Raw genomic sequence first — 21,065 nt, 5'->3', positions numbered from 1 at the left:
TCGGGTGGGGAAAGGGAACAGCCGACCGGCATGTGCGCCGGTCGGCTGTGGCGTGGGACCGAGGCGGTCCGTCAGCGGCCGACGCCGTCCAGGCGCCGGAACAGGTCCTCGTCGGAGGCGGTGTCGAGGTCGAAGGGGGTGGCCGCCGAGCGGTCGGCGGCCGGCAGCGGCCCCCGGTCGCGTACGAGGGCCGCCAGGCGGGCGGCGGTGTCCGGGTCGAGCTCCGAGCCCGCGGACAGCAGCGCGTCCAGTTCGGCCACGAGGCCGGACACGGTACGGCCGGCCGGCCCGGTGAACTGCCCGGCCAGGTCCTGCCGTACCAGCTGGACCACGGCCGCCGGGGTCGGGTGGTCGAACACCACGGTGGCCGGCAGCCGGGCCCCGGTGGCCGCCCGCAGCCGGTTGCGCAGCTCGACCGCGCTGACCGAGGTGATGCCCATGTCGGAGAAGGACACCTCGGCGTCGGCAGCGGTCAGGGTGCGGCCGCCGAGTACGGCCCCCGTCTCGTCCAGCACCAGACGGAGCAGCAGCGCCTGCTGTTCGGCTCCGCCCAGCCCGGCGAGCCGGCCCGCGGGCGCCGGAGGAGCCGGGGCGGGCGCCGCTGCGAGGACCCCGCCCGCAGCCCAGTAGGTGCGATGCTGGAAGGGGTACGTGGGCAGCGGGACGGCCGCCGCGCCGGGCAGCACCGACCGCCAGGCCACCGGCAACCCGAGCAGATGCAGCCGCGCGAGAGCCGCGAGTACCGCGCGCTGCTCGGCGGCGCCGCCGGCGGTAACGACGGCCCCCGGTGTCGGGCGCAGGGCCAGGGTCTCCTCCAGCATCGGCGCCAGCGCGGGCTCGGGGCCCAGTTCAAGGAAGGCCCCGGCGCCGTCGGCGGGTATGCCGCCGACCGCGTCGTGGAGGCGGACCGGCTCCCGGACGTGCCGCACCCAGAAGCCCGGATCGCAGGCCTCGGCGGCGGTGAGCGGGGCCCCGGTCAGGCAGGACACGACCGGTACGGCGGGGGCGGCGAAGTCGAGCCCGGTGACGACCTCGTGGAACTCGTCCAGCATCGGATCCATCAGCGAGGAGTGGAAGGCGTGGCTGACGGCGAGCCGCTTGGTCCGGACACCGGCGTCCGTCAGCCGCCCGGCGAGTTCCTCCAGAGGCTCGGATGCGCCGGAAAGCACCGTGGAACGCGGCCCGTTGACGGCGGCCACCGCGACCGGACCGCCTCGCAGTCCCTCCAGCCACGGGTCCAGCTCGGTCTCGGGGAGCCGTACGGCCAGCATGGCGCCGCCCTCCGGCAGCCGCTGCATCAGCCGTCCCCGGGCCGCGACCAGCCGGGCCGCGTCCGCGAGGGAGAACACCCCCGCGACGTGCGCGGCCGTGATCTCGCCCACCGAATGCCCCACCAGCCGGCCGGGCACCACACCCCAGGACTCGAAGAGCCGGTACAGGGCGACCCCGTGGGCGAACAGCGCCGGCTGCGTGTACTCCGTACGGTCCAGCAGCGCGGCGTCCGGGCCGTCGGCCGCCCACATCACCGCGGTCAGCGGCCGGTCCAGCAGCGGATCGAGTGCGTCGCACACCTCCCGCAGCGCCCCGGCGAACACCGGGTACGCACGAGCGAGTTCGCGTCCCATGCCGGGCCGCTGACTCCCCTGCCCGGGGAATACGTACACCAGGTCACCCTCGCGCGGTTCACCGGGCGAGGATTCGAGCTCGGCCAAGGCCCGGACCGAATCCAGGAGTTCGCGCGGATCCGTGCCCACGACGAACGCCTGGTGCTCGGGGTGCACGGTACGGTTCACGGCCAGCGAGTATGCGATGTCCCGGGCCGGCAGTCCGGGCCGGGCGTCCACGTGCGCCGCCAGCCCGCGGGCCTGGTCGCGCAGGGCGGGCGCACTGCGCGCGGACAGCACCCATGCCACCGGACCGGTGTCGGCCGGCGGCCGTTCGCCGGCGGCCTGCTGATCCGGGGCCTCCTCCAGGATCACATGCGCGTTGGTCCCGCTGATCCCGAACGAGGACACCCCCGCCCGGCGGGCCCGCCCGGTCTCCCGGGGCCAGGTCCGGGCCTCGGTGAGCAGCCGCACGGTCCCCGCCGACCAGTCCACGCGGGAGGTCGGCGCGTCCACGTGCAGGGTCTTCGGGAGTACACCGCCCCGCAGCGCCAGCACGGACTTGATCACGCCCGCCACGCCCGCGGCGGCCTGCGCGTGCCCGATGTTCGACTTCACCGAGCCGAGCCACAGGGGCCGGGCCGCATCGTGCGCGGCGCCGTACGTGGCGAGCAGCGCCTGCGCCTCGATCGGGTCGCCGAGCGAGGTCCCGGTGCCGTGCGCCTCCACCATGTCCACGTCGGCGGCGGTCAGTCCGGCGTCGGCCAGGGCCTGCCGGATCACCCGCCGTTGCGCGGGCCCGTGCGGGGCGGTGATCCCGTTGGAGGCGCCGTCCTGGTTCACGGCGGAGCCGCGTACCAGCGCGAGGACCGGATGCCCGTTGCGCCGGGCGTCGGAGAGCCGTTCCAGTACCAGCAGGCCGACCCCTTCCGACCAGGCCGCGCCGTCGGCGGTGTCCGCGAAGGACTTGCAGCGGCCGTCGGGGGCCAGCCCGCGCAGCCGGGAGAACTCCGTGAACGAGGCGGGTGTCGCCATCACGGCGACACCGCCCGCCAGTGCCAGGGAGGACTCGCCGGACCGCAGCGAGCGGCATGCCAGATGGAGCGCGACCAGCGAGGACGAGCAGGCCGTGTCCACGGTCAGCGCCGGGCCCTGGAGCCCGAACGTGTAGGAGATCCGGCCCGCCAGGGCGCTTCCGGCGGTGCCGAGGGCCAGCAGCCCTTCCAGCTCCGGCCGCTCGCCACCGGAAGCCGACGGCGCGTAGTCGTGGTACATGGCGCCCGCGAAGACCCCGGTCTGCGAGCCGTGCAGCGAGGCCGGGTCGATCCCGGCCCGTTCCAGGGCCTCCCAGGCGGTCTCCAGCAGCAGCCGCTGTTGCGGGTCCGCGGCCAGCGCCTCCCGGTCGGAGAACCCGAAGAACCCGGCGTCGAACGCGCCCGCGCCGGCCAAGAACCCGCCCTCGCGGGCGTACGAGGTGCCGGGGCGGCCGGGATCCTCGTCGAAGAGCCGGTCCAGGTCCCAGCCGCGGTCCCGGGGGAAGCCCCCGATCGCGTCCCGGCCCTGCGCCACCAGGTCCCACAGGTCCTCGGGACCGCGCACTCCGCCGGGCAGCCGGCAGGCCATGCCCACCACGGCCACGGGGTCGTCGTACGCCGGGCCCGAGCAGGGCGCGGGGGAGGACGGCACGGTGTCCTCGACCGTCTCGCCCCGCAGATGCCGGGCTACGGCCTCGGGTGTCGGACAGTCGAAGGCGAGGGAGGCGGGCAGTGGGAGACCGGTCGCCTCGGCCAGCAGATTGCGCAGCCGGATGCTGCGGACGGAGTCCAGGCCGTGGCCCCGGAACGTGGTGCGTGCCCCGATGGGGGCGGCCTCGGTGGCCGGCTCCAGTGCCTTGGTGACGCAGGCGCGGACCAGCTCCAGGGCCGCCGCGTACGACGCGGGCACGGAGCCGCCGCCGGTCCCGGCGGCCGGTCCGCGTTCCGCCAGCAGGGACTCCAGGGCCCGCCGGTGCAGCTTGCCGGCCGGGGTGCGGGGCAGCGCCTCGACCGCGACCAGCTCCAGCGGGATCTTGTAGTCGGCGACCCCGCGCTCCAGCAGGAACGTGGTCACCTTGTCCAGCGTGACGGCGCGTTCGGCCCGCCCGGTGACCACCAGGCACGGGTACTCGCCCAGCCGCCGGTCGGGACGGGCTACCACCGCCGCCGGCCCGAGGCCCGGCATGTCCGCCAGCAGCCCCTGGACCTCGGTCGCGTCGAACTTCCGGCCGCCCACGTTGATCAGCTCGGCCGAGCGGCCCAGGAAGCGGACCCGGCCGTCGGTGCCCAGGCTCGCCCGGTCGCCGGTGCGCAGCCAGCCGTCCTTGGTGACCGCCGTCCCGGTCAGCTCGGGATCGCCGTGATAGCCGCGGAACATGCCGGGACTGCGGTAGTACAGCTCGCCCGGTTCGCCGGGGGCGGAATCGGTGCCGTCCTCGCCGAGGACGCGCACGCTCGCGCCGAAGGTCGGCCGGCCCACGCTGCGGGCGGCCACGTCGGCGGGGTCGGCGGCGGACGTGCAGGTGCCGGTGCCCAGTTCGGACATGCCCCACACCACGACGAGCGGACTGCCCAGGACCTCTCGCACCTGCGTGACCAGCGCGGCTGGAATCGCCGCTCCGGCCGTCCGTACCTCGCGCGGCCGGAATCCGGCCCGCGCCCCGGTGTCCGCGAGCCGGGCCACCACGTCGTGGAGCTGTGCGGGCACGGCGAAGACCACGCCGGGGCGCGCCTCGCGGGCCAGTTCCAGGAACCGGTCCGGGTCCCAGCCGCGCAGCAGCACCTGCCGACATCGGGCGAACAGGGCCGAGTGCAGCGACTGGAGGCCGAAGAGGTGGGTGAGCGGACAGGCGGTCAGCACCGCACCGTCGAAGGAGGCGGCCGCCTCCTCCGTCACCGCCGCCGTGTTCGACATCAGCCCGTCGTGACTGTGCAGGCAGATCTTGGGACGGGCGGACGTCGTGCCGGAGGAAGGCAGCAGCACGAAGGGCATCTCCGGCCGTACGTCGGCCGGGTACGGGGAAGCGCCCGCCCACCGCTCCAGCAGCGCGTCGATGGCCACGGGGCCCTCCGGGCCGGAGCAGGCGCCCGCCACCAGGACCGACCGCAGCGAGGGCACGGCCGCCCGCAGCGCGCAGAGGGCGGGTGCGTCCGCCACGTGCGCGGAGTCCGGGGGCAGCACCATCGCGACCGGCTCCACCCGTTCCACCAGCGCGAGCACGTCGGCGCTGCCATGGCCCTGGTGGACGGGCATCATGACAGCGCCGATCGCCGCGACGGCCAGGTGCAGGGTCTCGTACTCCCAGCAGTTGGGCAGTTGGACCGCCACCACGTCACCCACCCCGACGCCCAGCTCCTGGAGGCCGCGGGCGAGCGCGTCGACGTCCGCCGCCCACTGCCGCCAGGTCCGGTGCCGGTCCCCGTCACTCAGGGCCACGGCCTCCGGTTCCGTCTGCGCGGCGGCCCGGAAGACGGCCGGCAGGGTGAGGCCGCGCAGTGCTTCGCGCGGCCCGGCGGCCGTTTCGACCGCGTAGTCATCGACATGGACGGACACCATTACTCCCGAGAAGGCCGGCCGCTGGGCGTGTTGCCGCTCCATGCTGGGCCCGCGCCACCGGGAAAAGCCCTAGAGCTGGGACTGCCGGACCTGGAGCAGTGCCCGCAGCGGCGCCGACTTGACCAGCGTCTCCTCGTACTCGGCCGCCGGGTCGGACAGGGCGATCACCGCGCCGCCGACGCCGTAGCGCAGGGTGTCGTCGCTGAGCACCACCGTGCGGATGACGATGCTGAGATCGGCCGAGCCGGTCAGCGAGAAGTAGCCGATCGCGCCCGAGTAGATGCCGCGGGGACCGCCTTCGAGCCGGTCGATGATCTCCATGGTGCGGATCTTCGGCGCCCCCGTCATGGATCCGCCGGGGAAGGCCGCCCGGACGCCCGCCACCGCGCTGGTGCCGGTGCGCAGCCGCGCCCGTACGGTGCTGACGAGCTGGTGCACGGTGGCGTACGACTCGACCTGGAAGACCGGGTCGGCGACGACCGAGCCCACCTCGGCGCACCGGCCGAGGTCGTGCCGGACCAGGTCGACGATCATCAGGTTCTCCGCCCGGTCCTTCTCGTTCCCCGCGAGGTCGGCGGCGAGAGCGGCGTCCTGGACCGGGTCGGTGTGCCGGGGGCGGGTTCCCTTGATGGGCTTGGACTCCATCAGGCCCTGCCGGTCGATGCGCAGGAACCGCTCCGGCGAGGTGCTCAGCACCGAGAGGGTGCCGAAGCCGAGGAACGCGGCGAACGGGGCCGGACTGACCCGGCGCAGGTGGCGGTAGGCCTGCCACGGGTCGAGGGCGGTCTGCGCCTCGATCGTGTTGGTCAGGCACACCTCGTACGTCTCACCGGCGCGTATCTCCTCGTGGCAGACGTCGATGAGCTTGAGGTAGGCGTCGCGGTCGTGGCGAGGCCGCAGGTCCGGCCCGGTGAGACCGGCCGGGGCGGGGCAGGGCGCGGGTGCCTGTTCCGGGAGCCGCGCGAGCTCGGCCGCCGTGGTGCGCAGCCACGCGCGGGCCGGGGCTTCGTCACCGTCCTCGGCGAGCGCGAGGAGGTAGGTGGTGTCCGTGCGGTGGTCGAGGACGACGGCCCGGTCCGCGAAGACCAGCACGGCGTCCGGGTCGGGGGAGCGGTGGGCCGCTTCACCACCGCACTCGGCCTTCAGCTCGTAGCCCAGGCACCCCACCCATCCCAGCGCGAACTCGAAGGGGAGCTCGGGGACTTCGGTGCGCAGTGCGGCGAGATCCTGCTCCAGCCAGTCGAAGAACGGGCTGCTGACAGTCTGGGGCCGCCGGTGCGTGGTGACGGTGACCGTCCCCTCGGACACGTCGGCGGTGACGGTGCGGGCCAGTGGCCCGGAGGCGTTGCCCATGACCGAGACCTGCCCTAGCCGGGCGTCGGTACGGCTGCTGTCCAGCCAGAAGGCGTGCTCGCCGGTCCGGAACAGGCGGTCGAAGACCACTTCGGCCTCCCAGCGGGTGCCGAGCTGTTCGGCAAGTACCCGCAGCCGCCGGACCGGCGTCTCCCGGGGTGCGGCGGCCGGGGCCGGGACCGGCGTACGGGCCGGGTTCCGTCTGCGGCGGCCGTGAGCGTATGTCAGGTCGCGGAAGTTGGCCAGCAGGTGATGGCCGCTGTCCGTGCCGATCGACTCGGGGTGGAACTGCACGCCCCACAGCGGCAGGGTCCGGTGGCGCAGGGCCATGACGACGTTGTCGTCGGCGCTGTGGGCGATCGCCTCCAGCGCGGGCGGGAGCGAGGTGACGGCCAGCGAGTGGTAGCGCACCACCTCCAGCGGGTCGGGGATGTCCTCGAACAGTCCTGTGCCGTCGTGCCGGACGAGGGAGGTCCGGCCGTGGCGCGGCGCCGGGGCCGGACCGACCTCGCCGCCGTGCGCGAGGGCCATGCCCTGGTGGCCGAGGCACACACCGAGCACGGGGAGCCGGCCCTGCTCGGCGATCCGCGCGCACAGGCCGAAGTCGGCCGGGCGGTGCGCGGTGCCGGGACCGGGCGACAGCACGACGTTGTCGAACCCGTCGAGGAGTCCCTCCCGCCAGGCGGGGTCGTCGTTGCGGATCACCTCGGGCTCCTGGCCGTTGACCTCGGCGAGGTAGTGGAAGAGGTTGTAGGTGAAGGAGTCGTAGTTGTCGACGAGGAGGGTCCGCATCACAGGATCCCGAGTTCGCGTGCCATCTCGTCGCCCACGGCCCTGCTGTGGTCGGTGAGGAAGAAGTGGCCGCCGGGGTAGACCTCCATCCGGAAGCCGCCTTCGGTGTGCTCCTGCCAGGCGCGGGCCTCGGCCAGCGAAGTACGCGGGTCGGCGTCGCCGGTGAGCGCGGTGATCGGGCAGCGGAGTGTGCGGCCGGGCGGGCAGTCGTACTTCTCGATGGCCTCGTAGTCCCCGCGGATGGCCGGCAGCGCCATGCGCAGGATCTCCTCGTCGCCGAGGAGGTCCGGGTTGGTGCCGTTCAGCAGCCGGAGTTCGGCGAGGATGCCGTCGTCGTCGCGGCGGTGCACGGTCTCGTGGCGCAGGGTGGACGGGCCGCGTCGGCCGGAGGCGATCACGGACCTCGGCTCGTGGACGCCCTTCTGCTCCAGCCGCCAGGCCGTCTCGAAGGCGAGCACGGCGCCCATGCTGTGCCCGAAGAACACGGTCGGCTTCCCGTCCAGCGTCAGCAGCTCGTCGACGATGAGATCGGCCAGCGTGCCGAGGTCCGGGACGCAGGGCTCCTTGCGGCGGTCCTGGCGGCCGGGGTACTGCAGGGCGACGACGTCGACGGCGGGGGAGAACCGCACCGACACCGGGTGGAAGAAGCTGGCGGATCCGCCGGCATGCGGGAAGCAGACCAGCCGGACGGGGCTGTCCGGGGCCGGGTGGAAGCGGCGCAGCCACAGGGCCGAGGAGTGGTCCGTGCTGTTCAAGGCGCGGTCCTTTCTGAGGTACGGGCGAAGGGGGAGGGGGCGGGCGGGGACGGGGCCACGCCCGTGGATCAGTCCTCGCGGACGGTGATGGTGTGGGCGGGGCACAGGTCGCCCGCCTGCCACACGGCGTCGTGCTCCTCGGGTGCGGGGCGGGAGTCGAGGACGCGGACCACCCCGTCCTCGTCCTGGTCGAACACGCCGGGCGCGGACAGCACGCACTGTCCGGCGCCGACGCAGCGGTCGGTGTCCACGGTGATACGCATGGGGTCTCTTTCGGGAGGGCGGGCCGGGACGGCAGGGGCTACCAGCGGACGGGCAGTTCGTGCAGTCCGCACAGGACGCCGTCGTACTTGAGCGGGAGGTCCTCCACCGGCACGGCGAGTCGCAGGGTCGGGATCCGCTCGAACAACCGCTGGTAGACGATCTCCATCTCGGTCCGGACCAGGTTCTGTCCCAGGCACTGGTGCACGCCGTAGCCGAAGGCCACGTGGTGGCGCTCGGTGCGGCCCGGATCGAAGGCGTGCGGGCAGGCGAACGCCTCCTCGTCGTGGTTGGCGGCCGCGGCCAGCGGGATGATGCCCTCGCCGGCCCGGATCAGCTGGCCGCCGATCTCCACGTCCTCGACGGCGACGCGCAAGGACACCAGGTCGGCGACCGAATGGAAGCGCAGCGTCTCCTCGACCGCCCGCCGGTCCCCGATCCACTGCGGGTTGAGGAGCAGGGTGACCACGCCGAGCGCGATGTTGTTCGCCGTGGTCTCGTGGCCGGCGATGAGCAGCAGCATCAGCACCCCGGTCATCTCCTGGGTGCTGATGGCGCCGGTGGCCAGTAGCCTGCTGATCAAGTCGTCGCCGGGCCACACCGCCTTGATCCCGACGAGCCGGTTGATGTAGCGCAGCAGTTCTTTGGCGGCGGTGTCGCGCTGCCGCTCGGTGGAGGTGCGGATGGAGACCAGGGTGCGGGTGCGGGACTCGAAGAAGTCGCGGTCCACAGGTGGTATGCCGAGGAGCGAGGAGATCACCAGGGAGGGCACCGGCAGCGCGAAGTCGGCCACCAGATCGGCGGAGTCGCCGGCGGCCAGCATGGAGTCGATCAGCCCGTCCACGGTGCGTTCGATCGCCGGGCGCATCTCACGCACGCGACGCACGGTGAACTCCGGGATCAGGGCCTTGCGGAACCGGTCGTGCTCGGGCGAGTCGAGGCCGACGAACCAGCCGGGGATCTGCTCCTGGCGGGGTACGCCCATCGTGTCGCTGATGTGCGGGAAGCCCTCGCGGTCGGGGTTCGCGCTGATCTTCTTGCTGGTGAGGACCGCACGCACCTCCGCGTGCCGGGTCACCAGCCAGACCCGGTCGCCGTTCGGCAGATGGGTCAGCACCAGCCCGTCGCTGCGGCGGTACTCCTCGTAGCGGGGTGGCGGGAAGGGTTCGCCGGGGACCCGCAGCGGGAAGGGGACAACTTTCGGTTCGGCGGTGCCGGCCATGGTCTTTCGTCCTCCGTCGGTCGGTGCGGGCTCAGGCCGCGCCGTAGAAGGCGCGGATCTTCCCGGTCACGTATTCCTGGTCTGCGGCGGTCAGTTCGGTGTACGTGGGCAGGTAGAGCCCGTCGTCGCTGAACCGGCTGGCGTTGAGGTACGGCCAGATGGGGTCGTGGTAGCCGGGCTGGCGGCTCATCGGCTTGAAGAACACCCGGGTCTCGATGCCCTCGGCGTTCAGGAAGGCGCGCAGCTCGTCCCGGCGCTCGGCCCGTACGTCGTACATCCACAGCACATCGCGCTGCGGCATCACGGTGATGCCGGGGATGTCCTTCAGGCCCTGGTCGTAGCGGCGTTCGATCTCGCGGCGGCTGGCGAGGAAGCCGTCGAGCTGCTCCACCTGGGCGAGCGCCATGGCACCCTGCATGGCGGTCATGCGGAAGTTGTAGGCCAGCTTCTTGTGCAGGAAGCTGTGGTCCTTGGTGAACGCCATCGCGCGCAGGTGGGCCATCTGCTCGGCAAGCCGCGGGTCGTCCGTGAGGCAGATGCCGCCCTCGCCCGCCGTGATGATCTTGTTGGCGAAGAGCGAATAGCAGGCGACGTCGCCCACCACGGGAATGCCGTGCGCCTCGGAGGAGTCCTCCACCACGCGCAGGTTGTAGTCGTAGGCGATATTCATGATGGCGTCCATGGCGCAGCGGCGGCCGTAGACGTGGACGGGCATGATGGCCTTCGTCCGGGGGGTGATCTTCTCCTCGATCTTGGCCGGATCGATGTTGAGGTCGTCGGCGCAGTCGACGAACACCGGTGTCGCACCGGTGTAGCTCACGGCCCAGGCCGAGGCCACCATGGTGAATTCCGGGACGATCACTTCATCGCCGGCGCCTATGCCGAGCGCGCGCAGTGCCAGGGTCAGGGCCGTGGTTCCGGAGGAGCAGGCGACGCCGTGCGCGATTCCGCTGTACTCGGCGAATGCCTCCTCGAAGCGCCGGACATAAGGCCCTTGGGAGGATATCCAGCCATCAGTGATCGTTTCGGTGACATAGGCGAGTTCCCGGCCCTTCAGACTGGGCCGGGAAACGGGGTACTTGATGGACATGTCATCCTCGCTCGGAGTGGGAAGGTGGAGGGGCGGGGGTGCCCGGAGGAGGCGGTCAGGCCAGGGCGGGCAGGCCGAGGAGCAGGTCGGCCGCCGCCTGCCGGCCGCCGGCCGTGCGCTGGAGCTTCCCGATCCGTTCGGCGCGCTCGCGGAACCGCGGGTCGGCCAGGACCCTGACGAGTTTGTCGACGACGTCGTCGGGGTCGACCTCCCGCGGCCGGTCCAGCGTCAGGCTCAGGCCGAGGTCCTGGCCGCGCACCGCCTGGTCGTAGCAGTCCACCCAGAGGGGGCGGACCACCATCGGCTTGCCGAAGTACATGCCCTCGTTGAAGCCGTTGCCGCCGCCGTGGGTGAAGAACACCCGGACGTTCGGGTGGGCGAGCACGTCGAGCTGCGAGGGCAGCCAGCTCTCGATCCGCAGGTTCGCGGGCAGGGCGTCGGCGGCCGGCAGCAGGTGCTGCTGCTCGGCCGGGAGGCGCCACAGGAACTGGTGCCGGTCCTGCATGCGGCGGGCCACTTCGACCAGGGCCGAGACCTGCTCCCGGGTGAGCCGGGTGATGGTCCCGAAGCCCATGTAGACCACGGAGGACCGGGCGTCGAGCCAGTCGGCGAGCCCGCCGTCGTCCTCGCCGCGCGGAGCCTCCGGCAGCGGCGGCACCATGGCCCCGACCAGCTTCATCCGGTCCGGCACCGTGAACGGGTAGTCCAGTTCGGCGACGGAATTGCACAGGACCAGCTCCGCCCGGTCGATTCTGGTCATCGGATTGGGCTTGGGCAGGCCGAGTTCCGCGCGGATGCGTGCGTCCGCTGAGAGGACCTTGCCCATGGCGGGATGGAAGAACATGCCCAGGGTGCGGTATTTGAAGAGCTCGTTCCGCAGTCGCTGGGAGAAATCCATCGGGTAGGGCAGACCGGAATGCGGAACAGGGAAGTCCCGGGGGGTTCCGGACGGTCCGAAAGGATTGAGGGAGGTGAGTACGTTGGACGGCAGGAAGGGCACGCTCAGCGCGAACGGAATATTGCGGGCGAGTGCCACGTCGACGCCGAAGGAAGCGACGCAGTCGATCACCATCAGCGCCGGGCCGATTTTCTCGACGAGGGAATCCAGACGCCGGAATTTCTCCGCCTGGAGCTCGGGCCGGTAGGACTGCCGGATCACGGCGCGGTGCGCCTTGAAGCGGGAGGCCTGCGTCACCTCGCGGTACACCTCGTCCGGCCAACTGACCGCCGAGAGTTCGGAGAAGACCTCGCCCAGCGAGGCGAACGCGACCTCCGACCCCTCCGACAGGCGGGCCACATCGGCCCGCCGGGGCTCGTCCGTCGCGAACCAGAGGTCGGGCACACCCCGCCGCGAGAGCTCGGCCGCGAGGACGAGAAGCGGGTTGAGCAGGCCGCTTTCCGGAAGGCTGACAAAGAGGACTGGCCGCTGCGTGGCGCTCATCGGACTCCTGGGGGCGTCGTCGCCCGGTGGGGTTGGCTGCACACCTACTTGGTCTCATGGGCTGCGCAGGGAAATCCTTAGACTCGGCGGGACCGGGTCGCCGGGGCGGGCCGGTCGTGAGGCGCATGTTCAGGGCGTGACGATTCACTCCGTCAAGGTGGCGTTATCGTTCCGTTCCTTGACGGATTTCATACGGATCGCGTTGTCGGGCTCGGGTACGCTTCCACAGTTCAATGACCGTTTGGATAACTGCGGAAATGAGCACCGGGTGGGGGCCCGGTCCGGTCTTTTCCGTTCAATGAGGGGGTTTCTTTGTCTGGCCTGCTGGGCCCGTCACGTACATGCGGGGCTGTTTTCGGCCGTGATGGCGAAATTCGCACGCTCTCCGGGCGGGCCGCGGCGGCCCGCGCCGGCCAGTCGGGCATCGTGGTCCTGACCGGACCGCTCGGCATCGGGAAGAGCAGCCTCATCCGGGCGTTCCTCGACGGCCCCGGCGACGGCGGCAGCGGGGGAACGGGCGGCGGGGTGCGGGGAATGACGGCGCTGCACGGAGTGTGCGGCGCGGACACCGCCACCACCCCGTACGACGGTGTCCAGGCCCTGCTGCGCCCGCTCGGCCTGGTGGGCGAGAGCGCCGCGCGCCACCCGCTGCTGCGTGGCGCCGCCCGCCGCGCCCTGCCCGCGCTGATGCCCGGGGCGCACCCCAGGCCCTTCGCTTTCGATGCCGACTACCCGGTGCTCCAGGGGCTGTACAGCCTCATCGCCCACCTGGCCGCCCACCACCCCCTCGCCCTCGTGCTGGACGACGCCCACCTGTGCGACGAGCACACCCTGCGCTGGCTCGACTTCCTGCTGCGCCGGGCGGACGGGCTGCCTCTGCTGCTGGTCCTGGCCCGCAGCACCGAGACCGAGCCCGCCGACGGCACCCCCTGGGCGGAGTTCGCCGCCCATCCCTCGTGCACCACGGTGCCCCTGCGCCCGCTGAGCCAGGCCGCGGTCGGCGAGATGGCCCGGCGTACCTTCGGCTGCCCGGTCGCACCGTCCTTCGCGGCCCGGGTCGCCGACGCCTGCGGCGGCAACCCGGGCAACGCGTCCAGGCTCCTGACGGAACTGCGCCGTGCGGGGGTCCGGCCCGACCACGAAGGAGCCCGCCAGGCCACCGAACTCGGCGGCCGCCTGGTCGCGCTGTCCATCCGTGCCCTCTTCGACAGAAAACCAGGCTGGGTGGAGGCCGTCGCCACGGCGATGGCCGTACTCGGCGAGGATCTGCCCGACCACGTCGCCGCCCTGGCCGGCGTCGCCACCGCCCAGGTCGAGGACGCCGTCCGCGTACTTCGCCAGGCCGAGGTCCTGGCGCCCGGCCGCACCGACTTCGCGGGCGACGAGATACGCGCGGCGGTGCTCGAACCGCTCGGCCCCGGCCGCCTCGCCCGGCTGCGTGCCCGGGCAGCCCTGCTGCTCAGCGACGCCGGGCGTCCGGCCGAGGAAGTCGCCGGACACCTGCTGGCCATCCCCGGCGCCCCTCGGCCCTGGATGGTCTCGCTGCTGCAAGACGCCGCCGTCGCAGCCGAGGGCCGCGGCGTCCCCGGTACCGCCGCGCGCTACTTGCGCCGCGTGCTCGACTCCACGCCCGGGGACGACACCCTGCGGCTTCGGCTGGCCGGCCTCGTGGCGCAGACCGACCCGGACGCCGCCATCGCGCTGCTGAGGGACGCCCTCGACCGCGCGCCCGACCTGCGGACCCGCGCCTCGGCCGCTGTGCAGTACACCGCCACCTGCCTGGCCGCCGGACGGGGCGTACCCGGGGGCCACGGCCCCAGGGAGGTCCTGGCCGAACTGCGCTCCGCGACCGGCCTCCGGGAACCGGCCCTGGCCCTGGAATCGGCCTTGCTCCTCATGGGATCCGCCGACCGCACGGGCGCAACGACGCCGCCGGGACGCACCGACCGCACCGACCGCACGCCCGAGCCCTTGCCCGCCCACACGAACGCCGTCAGAGCCCTGGTCGCCGCGCTCTACGACAGCTCGCGCGAGGCGGCGACCACCCACGCCCGCCGCGTGCTGGACGTCCCGGGGCCCGATGCCTCCTGGCCGGTGCTCGCCTCCTGCACCGTGCTCGCCCTGGCCGACGAGACCGCCGAAGCCCTCGCCACCCTGAACGAGGCCGTGGCCCGAGCCGAGGCCCAGGACCCGGACACCGGCTGGACCTACGCCCTCGCCCACTCCGCCCGCGCGCTCGTTCTGTACGGCACCGGCGCGATCCCCGAGTCGATGGCCGACGCCCGTGCGGCTCTCGCCGCGGCCGGCCGCACGGCAGGGCACCTGATCCTGCCCCGCGTGGTCCTCGCGGCGGCCCTCAGCGACCGTGGGGAGGCAGCCCGCGCCGAGGACCTGGTCGCCGGGATCGTCACCCCGCCGTCCCCGGCCGGTCCCGTCATCGACCAGCAGCTCTACCTGATGGTCCGCGCCCGCGCCCGCCGCGCTCTCGGAGACCGCGAAGGGGCGCTGCGGCTGCTGCTCGCCGTCGGCCGGGCCCAGCGGGAAGCCGGCCTCGCGAACCCGGTGTTCGCCCCCTGGTGGGCCGAGGCGTGCCACACTCTCGCCGCCCTGCGCCGGCCGCAGGAAGCCCGCGCCCATGCCGAGTACGGCGGCGAACTGGCCGAGCGCTGGGGCACCGCGCACGCCCTGGGCATCGCCGCCCTGGCCCGCGGAGCGATCACCCCGGGCCGGGCGGGCATCGAACTGCTCGCCGAGGCCGCCGACACGTTGGCCGCCTCGCCGACCCGTACCGAACACGCCCGGGCCGACTTCGAACTCGGCCGGCGCCTGCTGGCCCACGGCGACCAGGCCAAGGCCCGCCCGCACCTGCGCGCCGCCGCCGACCTCGCCCACATCTGCGGCGCGCTGTCCCTCGCGCGCAGTGCCCGCCGCCTGCTCATCGCCGCGGGCGGGCGCATGCCGGAGCTCACCGGGTCGCGGGAGGACCTGCTCACCGGAGCGGAACGCAAGGTCGTCGGCCTCGTCCTGAACGGCGCCAGCAACCGGGAGATCGCCCAGTCCCTGTGCGTCACCCTGCGCACGGTCGAGACGCACCTCACCAGCGTCTACCGCAAACTGGGTGTCAGCCGCCGTGCGGCCCTGGCGACCACCCTCCGCGCCCCCGCCGTGGTCGCGGCCCGCACACCCGCGTGGAGCGGCTGACCCCGGCGCCGGCCCATGCGCACGCACCGACCGTGCTGTACACCCACCGCCGACCCCAGAACCTGATCACACCCATGTCGCCTTCGGCATTCCCGGATCCCAGCCGCCCGATCGCCTCGCCGGTACCCGAACCGCACGGAGCCAGTGGCCCGTTGCTCCACCACAGCCATGAGCAGGACACCTTGAGCTCCCTGCTCGACCGGCTCGCCTCGGGACGATCCGCCGTCGTCACCCTCACCGGACGCCCGGGCTACGGTCAGAACGCCTTGGCCCGCTGGACCGCCCGGCTCGCCCGGTCCCGCGGCCCGTGGGTGCTCAGCGCCCGGGCGGTCCCGTCCGAGTCCGGGCTGCGCCACGGAGTGGCCGACCAACTGCTGACCGCCCTCGGAGCCCCCTCCGCCGACCGGCTCCCTCCGGTGCTGCGCGCTGCCCGGCAGCACCCTCTCCTGCTGGTCCTCGAAGACGCCCAGTGGACCGACCCCGAGTCGTTGCACTGGCTCCACGCACTGGTACGGCGCTCCGCCACCGTCCCGCTGGCCGTGCTGGCCAGTGGCAGCGACGCCTGCGCCCTCGGCCCCGACTGGCGTTCCCTGGCAACCTCCTCCCCGGACCCGGCCGGCGCCCACGAACTGGTGCTGGGACCGCCGTCCCCCGCCGACGCCGCACTGACCGTACGGACCGTGTGCGGCGTCGAGGGCGAGCCGGAGTTCACCGGCGCCGCCCTGCGGGCGTCGGCAGCGGTCCCGGCCGTACTCCACGCCACCCTGCGGCAGTTCGCACGGCACGGTCACCTCCCGGTCGCCCTGCGGATTCCCGAAATCGAAACCATTGGCCGTGCGGTGCTGGACGACCACATCGGCCGGGTCCTGCGCGGACTGCCGACCGAGACCGTCGCGGCGCTGCGCGCCCTCGCCGTCGGCGGCAGGGTCCTCGAATTCCCGGCCGTCTGCGCCCTCGCGGGACTCGGTCACCTCAGGGAGGACCGGCTGCGCGCCGTCCTGGACGCCACCGGACTCGTCCGTAACAGCGGCGCCGACACCCGCGTCGTCGCAGAGGCCGGCCTGCGGATCCTGGCCGAGATGGAACCGGCCGAGCGGGCCGCACTGCACGGCGCCGCCGCCCGCGTCGCCCACCACGCGGGCGCCGCCGACCAGACGGTCGCCGGACTCCTGCTGCACTCCCGTCCCCTCGGGACCCCCTGGACGGTTCCGGTGCTGCGCCGCAGCAGCGAAGCGGCCCAGCGGGAGGGCGACCACGCCCGGGCCGCGGCCTACCTGGCCCGCGCCCTGCGCGAACCGCTCGACGAGGAGCGGCACGAGCGACTGACCCTCGATCTGGCCGCCGCCGAACTCGTCACCACTCCCGAGGCCGGCATCCGCCGGCTCGGCGAGCTCACCCGCACCCGCGACGGCGCGCGGTCCGCCCTGCGGGTGTACGCCGTGGACCTGGGGCTCGCCGCGGGTGATACCGACGGGATGCGCCGGGCCGCGGCCGAAGTCCGCCCAGCCGTCGCCGCGGAGGAACAGGAGGCCCTCGTCGCTCTGTTCTGGGCGGCCGACCCGGCCGACCGGGAACACGCGGAGCGCACGGTTCCCGAGATGCCCCCGCTGCCCGCCCACCCGGCCACCGCCCTCCAGGCCGGGCCCCGCGCCTGGCAACTTGCCCTGGCCGGCGACGGCCTGACCACGGCGAGGGAACTCGCCCGCACCGCGCTCGCCCGGCCGTCGCGCGGTGCCCCGCTCCTGCCCTACCTCGCCGCCTGCAAGGCGCTGTGCCTGACCGGGGACCACGACGAGGCCGACGCCGGACTGAGCGCCCTGCTCACCGGCGTACGGGCCGACGGCCGACAGGTCGTGGCCCCGCACATCCTCGCCGCACGCGCGGAACTCAACCTGCGCCGCGGCCTGCTCGCCGCCGCCGAACAGGACATCGGCGATGCCGAACGGGCGCTGCCCCGGCCCAGCCGGCACCCCGCCGCGACGGCACAGCTACGGGCCGTGCGCATCGTCGTCGACCTTGAACGCGGGGACACCGTACGGGCCGGGGCGCTCGCCGCCGAACCGGCACCGGAAGCCGCCCGCCACAGCCCGTACTGGCCACACCTGCTCTTCGCCCGTGCCATGGTGGCCGCCGCCGACCACGACCCCGTCGAGGCCGTGCACCTGCTGCGCGAATGCGGCCGCCTGCTCCTTCACCGCAACCACGTCAACCCCGCACTGCTGCCCTGGCGTTCGGCCGCTGCCAGGGTACTGCGGTCGTCCGGGCAGGAAGCCGAGGCGCACCGGTTGGGCTCCGAGGAGCTGCGGCTGGCCCGCAGGTGGGGAGCCGTCGGCCCGGTCGGATGGGCCGAGCTGAACGCCGGGCCGGCCGCCGCCCACGAAGACCCGGCCCGCGCCCGGTACGCGGCAGACCTGCTCGGCCGCGGCCAGGCCGGCCCGGCCTACCAGCGCGCGCTCGCCGACCTCGCCGCCGCGGAACTCGCCGCGGGCGGCAGCCGGCAGGCCGCCGCCGCGGCCGTCGCCCGGCTCAAGGTGCTCACCGCCACCCACCCGCAGGGCCCGATGGCCCAGCGCGCCCGGCGGCTCGCGGCGGAACTCGCGCCCACTCGGAGTCCCGGCGACGCCAGGCCCGCCGCGTGGACCGAGCTGTCCCCGCCCGAAGTCCGTACGGCGACGCTCGCCGCCCACGGGCACAGCAACACCCAGATCGCCGGACTGCTGTCCCTGTCGCGCCGTGCCGTGGAGCTCCGGCTGAGCCGGGTCTACCGCAAGCTGCGGATCGGCAGCCGGGAAGAACTCCGCGCCCTCGTGCGCGACATGGAAGGACGATGAGCCGATGCTGCTCGAACGGACATCCGAGACGGCGTTGGTGCGGGACGCCCTGCATGCGGCGGCCGACGGGCGGTCTTCGCTCCTGCTGTTCGCCGGCCCCCTCGGCATCGGCAGGTCCGCCTGGCTGCGGGCGCTGCCCGCACGCTTCGCCGATCAGGACGTGTGCGTCATGCGCGCCAACGCAGCGGTCATGGAACAGGAATTCGTCTTCGGCGTAGTACGTCAGCTCTTCGACAGCCTGCCCCTCGCCGCATCGGGTGGAGAAGCGGCCGGTTCCCTGCTCGGGGAGGACTCCCTGGCCGAATACCTCCTGCCGGCCGGTACGGAGGACCCGGCTGCGCCCCTAGACGCGGTCCTGCCAGACTTGCGCGAGATGCTGGCCCGGCTCGGCCGCCGACGGCCCCTGCTGATTCTCGTCGACGACCTCCAGTGGGCGGACACCTGGTCGCTGCGCTGCCTGGCCTACCTCGCGGGCCGCCCGCAGGGCATGCGGGCAGTCCTGGTCTGCACCTTGCGCGACGGCGACGCACGCGCAGGGCACCCGCTGGTGTGCGAGGTGACCGATGCCGCCACACAAGTGATGCGTCCGGCCCCGCTGTCACCCGCCGCAACCGGGCAGCTGGTGCGCGAACAGTTCGGCGAGAGCGGTGAGGAGGAGTTCGTCCTGGCCTGCCACAGGGCGTCCGGCGGCAACCCGGTGTTCCTGCGCTCATTGCTGCCGGCCCTTGACGCCGCCGGGTTGCGGCCCACCGCCGAGCACGCGGGGACCGCGGGTACGCTGCGGCCCGCGCCGCTGCGCGAACGGCTCGCCGGCTGCCTGCGCGCGCAGACCCGGCCGGTCCGAGACCTGTCCGCCGCGATCGCGATCCTGGGCGACCAGGGCAGTCCCAGCCTCGCCGCCCGGTTGGCAGGACTCGACGCGATCGGAGCGTCCGGCGCCCTGCGCGTTCTGCACCGGCTCGGCCTGCTCGTGGCCGACGGCGTCCCGGGATTCGTCCACCCGGTGGTCCAGGACGCGGCCGAATCGGCCATGACCATGGACGAACGGGGCAGTTGGCACGAAAGGGCGGCCGTCCTGCTGCACGAGGCCGGGCACTCAGCCGAAGAGGTCGCGGCCCAGCTCACGGCGGCCGCCACCCCGGGCAACAGCTGGTCCGCCGCCGTCCTTCGCACCGCGGCGGACGCGGCGTTGCGCCGGGGGGCTCCCCGGCAGGCAGCCCGCTTCCTGCGCCGCGCCCTGCTCGACAGCCCCGAACAGGGCGAGGACCGCGCGCGCCTGCTGATCGACCTGGCGGCGGCGGAGAACGCCTACGACAACGCGGCCTGCGAACGCCACATCGCCCAGGCGATGGCCCTGCTGGAGACGCCGCACGACCGGGCCGCGGCCGCGCTGCGGATCTCACCGGGCTTCCTCTCCACTCTCAGCCCTTCCGCCGCGGACATCCTCCGACAGGCCGCCGTCGGCCTCGGCGCCGCGGACCGACTGGCCGGATCGGCACGCGGCCTGGCCCTGCGGCTGGAGGCCCGAGTGAACCACAGCGCTCGTCACGAGCCCGCCGAACTCGCCCGATCCGTAGGCTGGCTGCGGGAGCGGCCCGAGGATCCGGCCGTCTGCTCCGGCGCCGAACGCGAGCTGCTCGCCGTGCTCCTGCACGCGGCCACGCTCAGCGGTCGGCTGCCCGCGTACGAAGTGGCCCGGCAGGCCGAGCGGATCCTGCGGAGGGTACCGGCCACCGGGCCCGGATCACAGTCCGTCCTGCCGCTGCTGGCACCGGTGTTCACCGGCTCGGACGACGTGGAAGCCCTCGCCGGCTGGCTGACGGCCCGCGAGCAGCACCGGTGCCGGGCCGGAGGCGGGACGGAGTCCCTCGTCCAGGCCGAACTGGCCATGGTCCTCCTGGCTCGCGGTCGGCTGGCACACGCCCGCGAGCACGCCGAGCGGGCCTTCGAGCAGGCCGCGGATGGCTGTTCGGACGGCGCTGCGGTGGCCGTCGCCGTGCTGGCAGCCGTCGCCCTGGAGGCCGGGGACACGGTGCTCGGCGATCGAGTGAGGGCTGAGGCCAATGGGCAGCGGACTGCCGGGAACCTGGCCTCCACCACCATGCTGCGGCTGACGGAGGCACAAGCGCAGGCACAGCGCGGCGAACTGGACCGGGCCCTGGCCACCGTGCTCGCCTGCGGTCGCCAACTGGAGGCGTCCGGCTGGCGCAATCCCGTACTGTTCCCGTGGCGGCCCTGGGCGATCCGCCTGCTGCACCGCAGTGGCGACCTGGAGTCCGCCCGGGCGCTCGCCGAGGAAGAGTACGCGCAGGCCCGGATCTGGGGTGCGCCGGTCGCGATCGGGCGCGCGCAGCGGCTGCGTGGTCGGCTCCGCGGTGGCAGCGAGGGCACGGCCCTGCTGCGAGACGCGGTGGACGTACTGCGCGGCTCGGCCAACGAGCTCGAACTGGCGCGGGCGCTGAGCGCGCTGGCCCGTGCGGTACGCGAGGGCGCCGAGGCGCGGGAGCTGCTGCGCGAGTCGGCGGCGCTCGCCCTCGCCTGCGGTGTGCCCTGGAAGGCCGAGCGGGACCTGCCCGGCTCACCCCGGCCTGCCGGGACCCCGCCCGAACCGGCCCTGACCCCCACCGAGTCGCGGGTCACGGCGCTGGCCGGCAGCGGCCTCACCAACCAGGAGATCGCGACAGAACTCGGGGTAGGTTCCCGGGTGGTGGAAAAGCATCTGACGAATTCTTATCGGAAGCTCGGGATATCCGGACGGCCGCAACTCGCTGCCCTTCTGGGCGGGGCGCGGAAGATAGCCGTAGGCTCCTGAGTGAATCTGTGTCACTTCGGTGGAGGGGCGATGGTTCGGTGTCCGGGCGGATCGCTTCGGTGGGCCGCCCGACCCTGCCCGCCAGAGCCCAGCCGAAGGCCCGTCAAGCCCC

General features: G+C 73.6%; 10 protein-coding genes. 3 read left to right on the top strand and 7 right to left on the bottom strand.

Going from position 1 to position 21,065, the window contains the following annotated elements; translation table 11 throughout:
* Positions 1-71: 71 nt before the first annotated feature.
* The 7 genes from ACIQK6_RS08035 to ACIQK6_RS08005 form a co-directional block, all read right to left on the bottom strand.
* Positions 72-5,195: a beta-ketoacyl synthase N-terminal-like domain-containing protein gene (locus ACIQK6_RS08035; protein ID WP_402694531.1), complete on the bottom strand. Its 5,124-nt coding sequence runs from the start codon at positions 5,193-5,195 to the stop codon at positions 72-74.
* Positions 5,196-5,264: 69 nt separating this feature from the next.
* Positions 5,265-7,340 (bottom strand): aminodeoxychorismate synthase component I, encoded by a 2,076-nt coding sequence (pabB, locus tag ACIQK6_RS08030; protein WP_402694512.1) that lies wholly within the window; start codon positions 7,338-7,340, stop codon positions 5,265-5,267.
* Complete coding sequence (locus tag ACIQK6_RS08025; RefSeq protein WP_402694511.1) at positions 7,340-8,095, bottom strand: thioesterase II family protein; 756 nt, start codon at positions 8,093-8,095, stop codon at positions 7,340-7,342. Before ACIQK6_RS08025 ends, pabB begins: the two co-directional genes overlap by 1 nt.
* Positions 8,096-8,163: 68 nt before the next feature.
* The gene (locus ACIQK6_RS08020) at positions 8,164-8,358 is read right to left on the bottom strand and encodes a ferredoxin (RefSeq protein WP_402694510.1); all 195 of its coding nucleotides are present in this window, start codon (positions 8,356-8,358) and stop codon (positions 8,164-8,166) included.
* Positions 8,359-8,396: 38 nt separating this feature from the next.
* Positions 8,397-9,578, bottom strand: coding sequence for a cytochrome P450 (locus ACIQK6_RS08015; protein ID WP_402694509.1), 1,182 nt, complete (start codon positions 9,576-9,578; stop codon positions 8,397-8,399).
* A 31-nt stretch (positions 9,579-9,609) separates the two neighbouring features.
* Positions 9,610-10,668, bottom strand: a complete 1,059-nt coding sequence (locus ACIQK6_RS08010) for a DegT/DnrJ/EryC1/StrS family aminotransferase (RefSeq protein WP_402694508.1) — start codon at positions 10,666-10,668, stop codon at positions 9,610-9,612.
* Between the two features lie 55 nt (positions 10,669-10,723).
* Entirely contained in the window at positions 10,724-12,109 is a 1,386-nt protein-coding gene (locus ACIQK6_RS08005) for a glycosyltransferase (RefSeq protein ID WP_402694507.1), read from the bottom strand.
* Positions 12,110-12,421: 312 nt separating this feature from the next.
* Here ACIQK6_RS08005 and ACIQK6_RS08000 point away from each other — a divergent pair, with 312 nt between their 5' ends.
* The 3 genes from ACIQK6_RS08000 (at position 12,422) to ACIQK6_RS07990 (ending at position 20,953) form a co-directional block, all read left to right on the top strand.
* Positions 12,422-15,310, top strand: a complete 2,889-nt coding sequence (locus ACIQK6_RS08000) for an AAA family ATPase (protein ID WP_402694506.1) — start codon at positions 12,422-12,424, stop codon at positions 15,308-15,310.
* Positions 15,311-15,384: 74 nt separating this feature from the next.
* Complete coding sequence (locus ACIQK6_RS07995; RefSeq protein ID WP_402694505.1) at positions 15,385-18,141, top strand: AAA family ATPase; 2,757 nt, start codon at positions 15,385-15,387, stop codon at positions 18,139-18,141.
* 4 nt (positions 18,142-18,145) lie between these two features.
* Positions 18,146-20,953, top strand: coding sequence for an AAA family ATPase (locus ACIQK6_RS07990; protein ID WP_402694504.1), 2,808 nt, complete (start codon positions 18,146-18,148; stop codon positions 20,951-20,953).
* Positions 20,954-21,065: the final 112 nt, after the last annotated feature.

Origin of the sequence: Streptomyces sp. NPDC091682, assembly GCF_044756625.1 — a bacterium.
GTDB lineage: Bacteria > Actinomycetota > Actinomycetes > Streptomycetales > Streptomycetaceae > Streptomyces.
The sequence above is the reverse complement of the archived record's forward strand: the minus strand, read 5'-3'. Positions and strand labels throughout refer to the sequence as shown.

Coding starts and splice junctions, on each gene's coding strand:
- ACIQK6_RS08035 (WP_402694531.1), bottom strand. CDS start 5,195: ATGGTGTCCGTCCATGTCGATGACTACGCGGTCGAAACGGCCGCCGGG.
- pabB (WP_402694512.1), bottom strand. CDS start 7,340: ATGCGGACCCTCCTCGTCGACAACTACGACTCCTTCACCTACAACCTC.
- ACIQK6_RS08020 (WP_402694510.1), bottom strand. CDS start 8,358: ATGCGTATCACCGTGGACACCGACCGCTGCGTCGGCGCCGGACAGTGC.
- ACIQK6_RS08015 (WP_402694509.1), bottom strand. CDS start 9,578: ATGGCCGGCACCGCCGAACCGAAAGTTGTCCCCTTCCCGCTGCGGGTC.
- ACIQK6_RS08010 (WP_402694508.1), bottom strand. CDS start 10,668: ATGTCCATCAAGTACCCCGTTTCCCGGCCCAGTCTGAAGGGCCGGGAA.
- ACIQK6_RS08005 (WP_402694507.1), bottom strand. CDS start 12,109: ATGAGCGCCACGCAGCGGCCAGTCCTCTTTGTCAGCCTTCCGGAAAGC.
- ACIQK6_RS07995 (WP_402694505.1), top strand. CDS start 15,385: ATGTCGCCTTCGGCATTCCCGGATCCCAGCCGCCCGATCGCCTCGCCG.
- ACIQK6_RS07990 (WP_402694504.1), top strand. CDS start 18,146: ATGCTGCTCGAACGGACATCCGAGACGGCGTTGGTGCGGGACGCCCTG.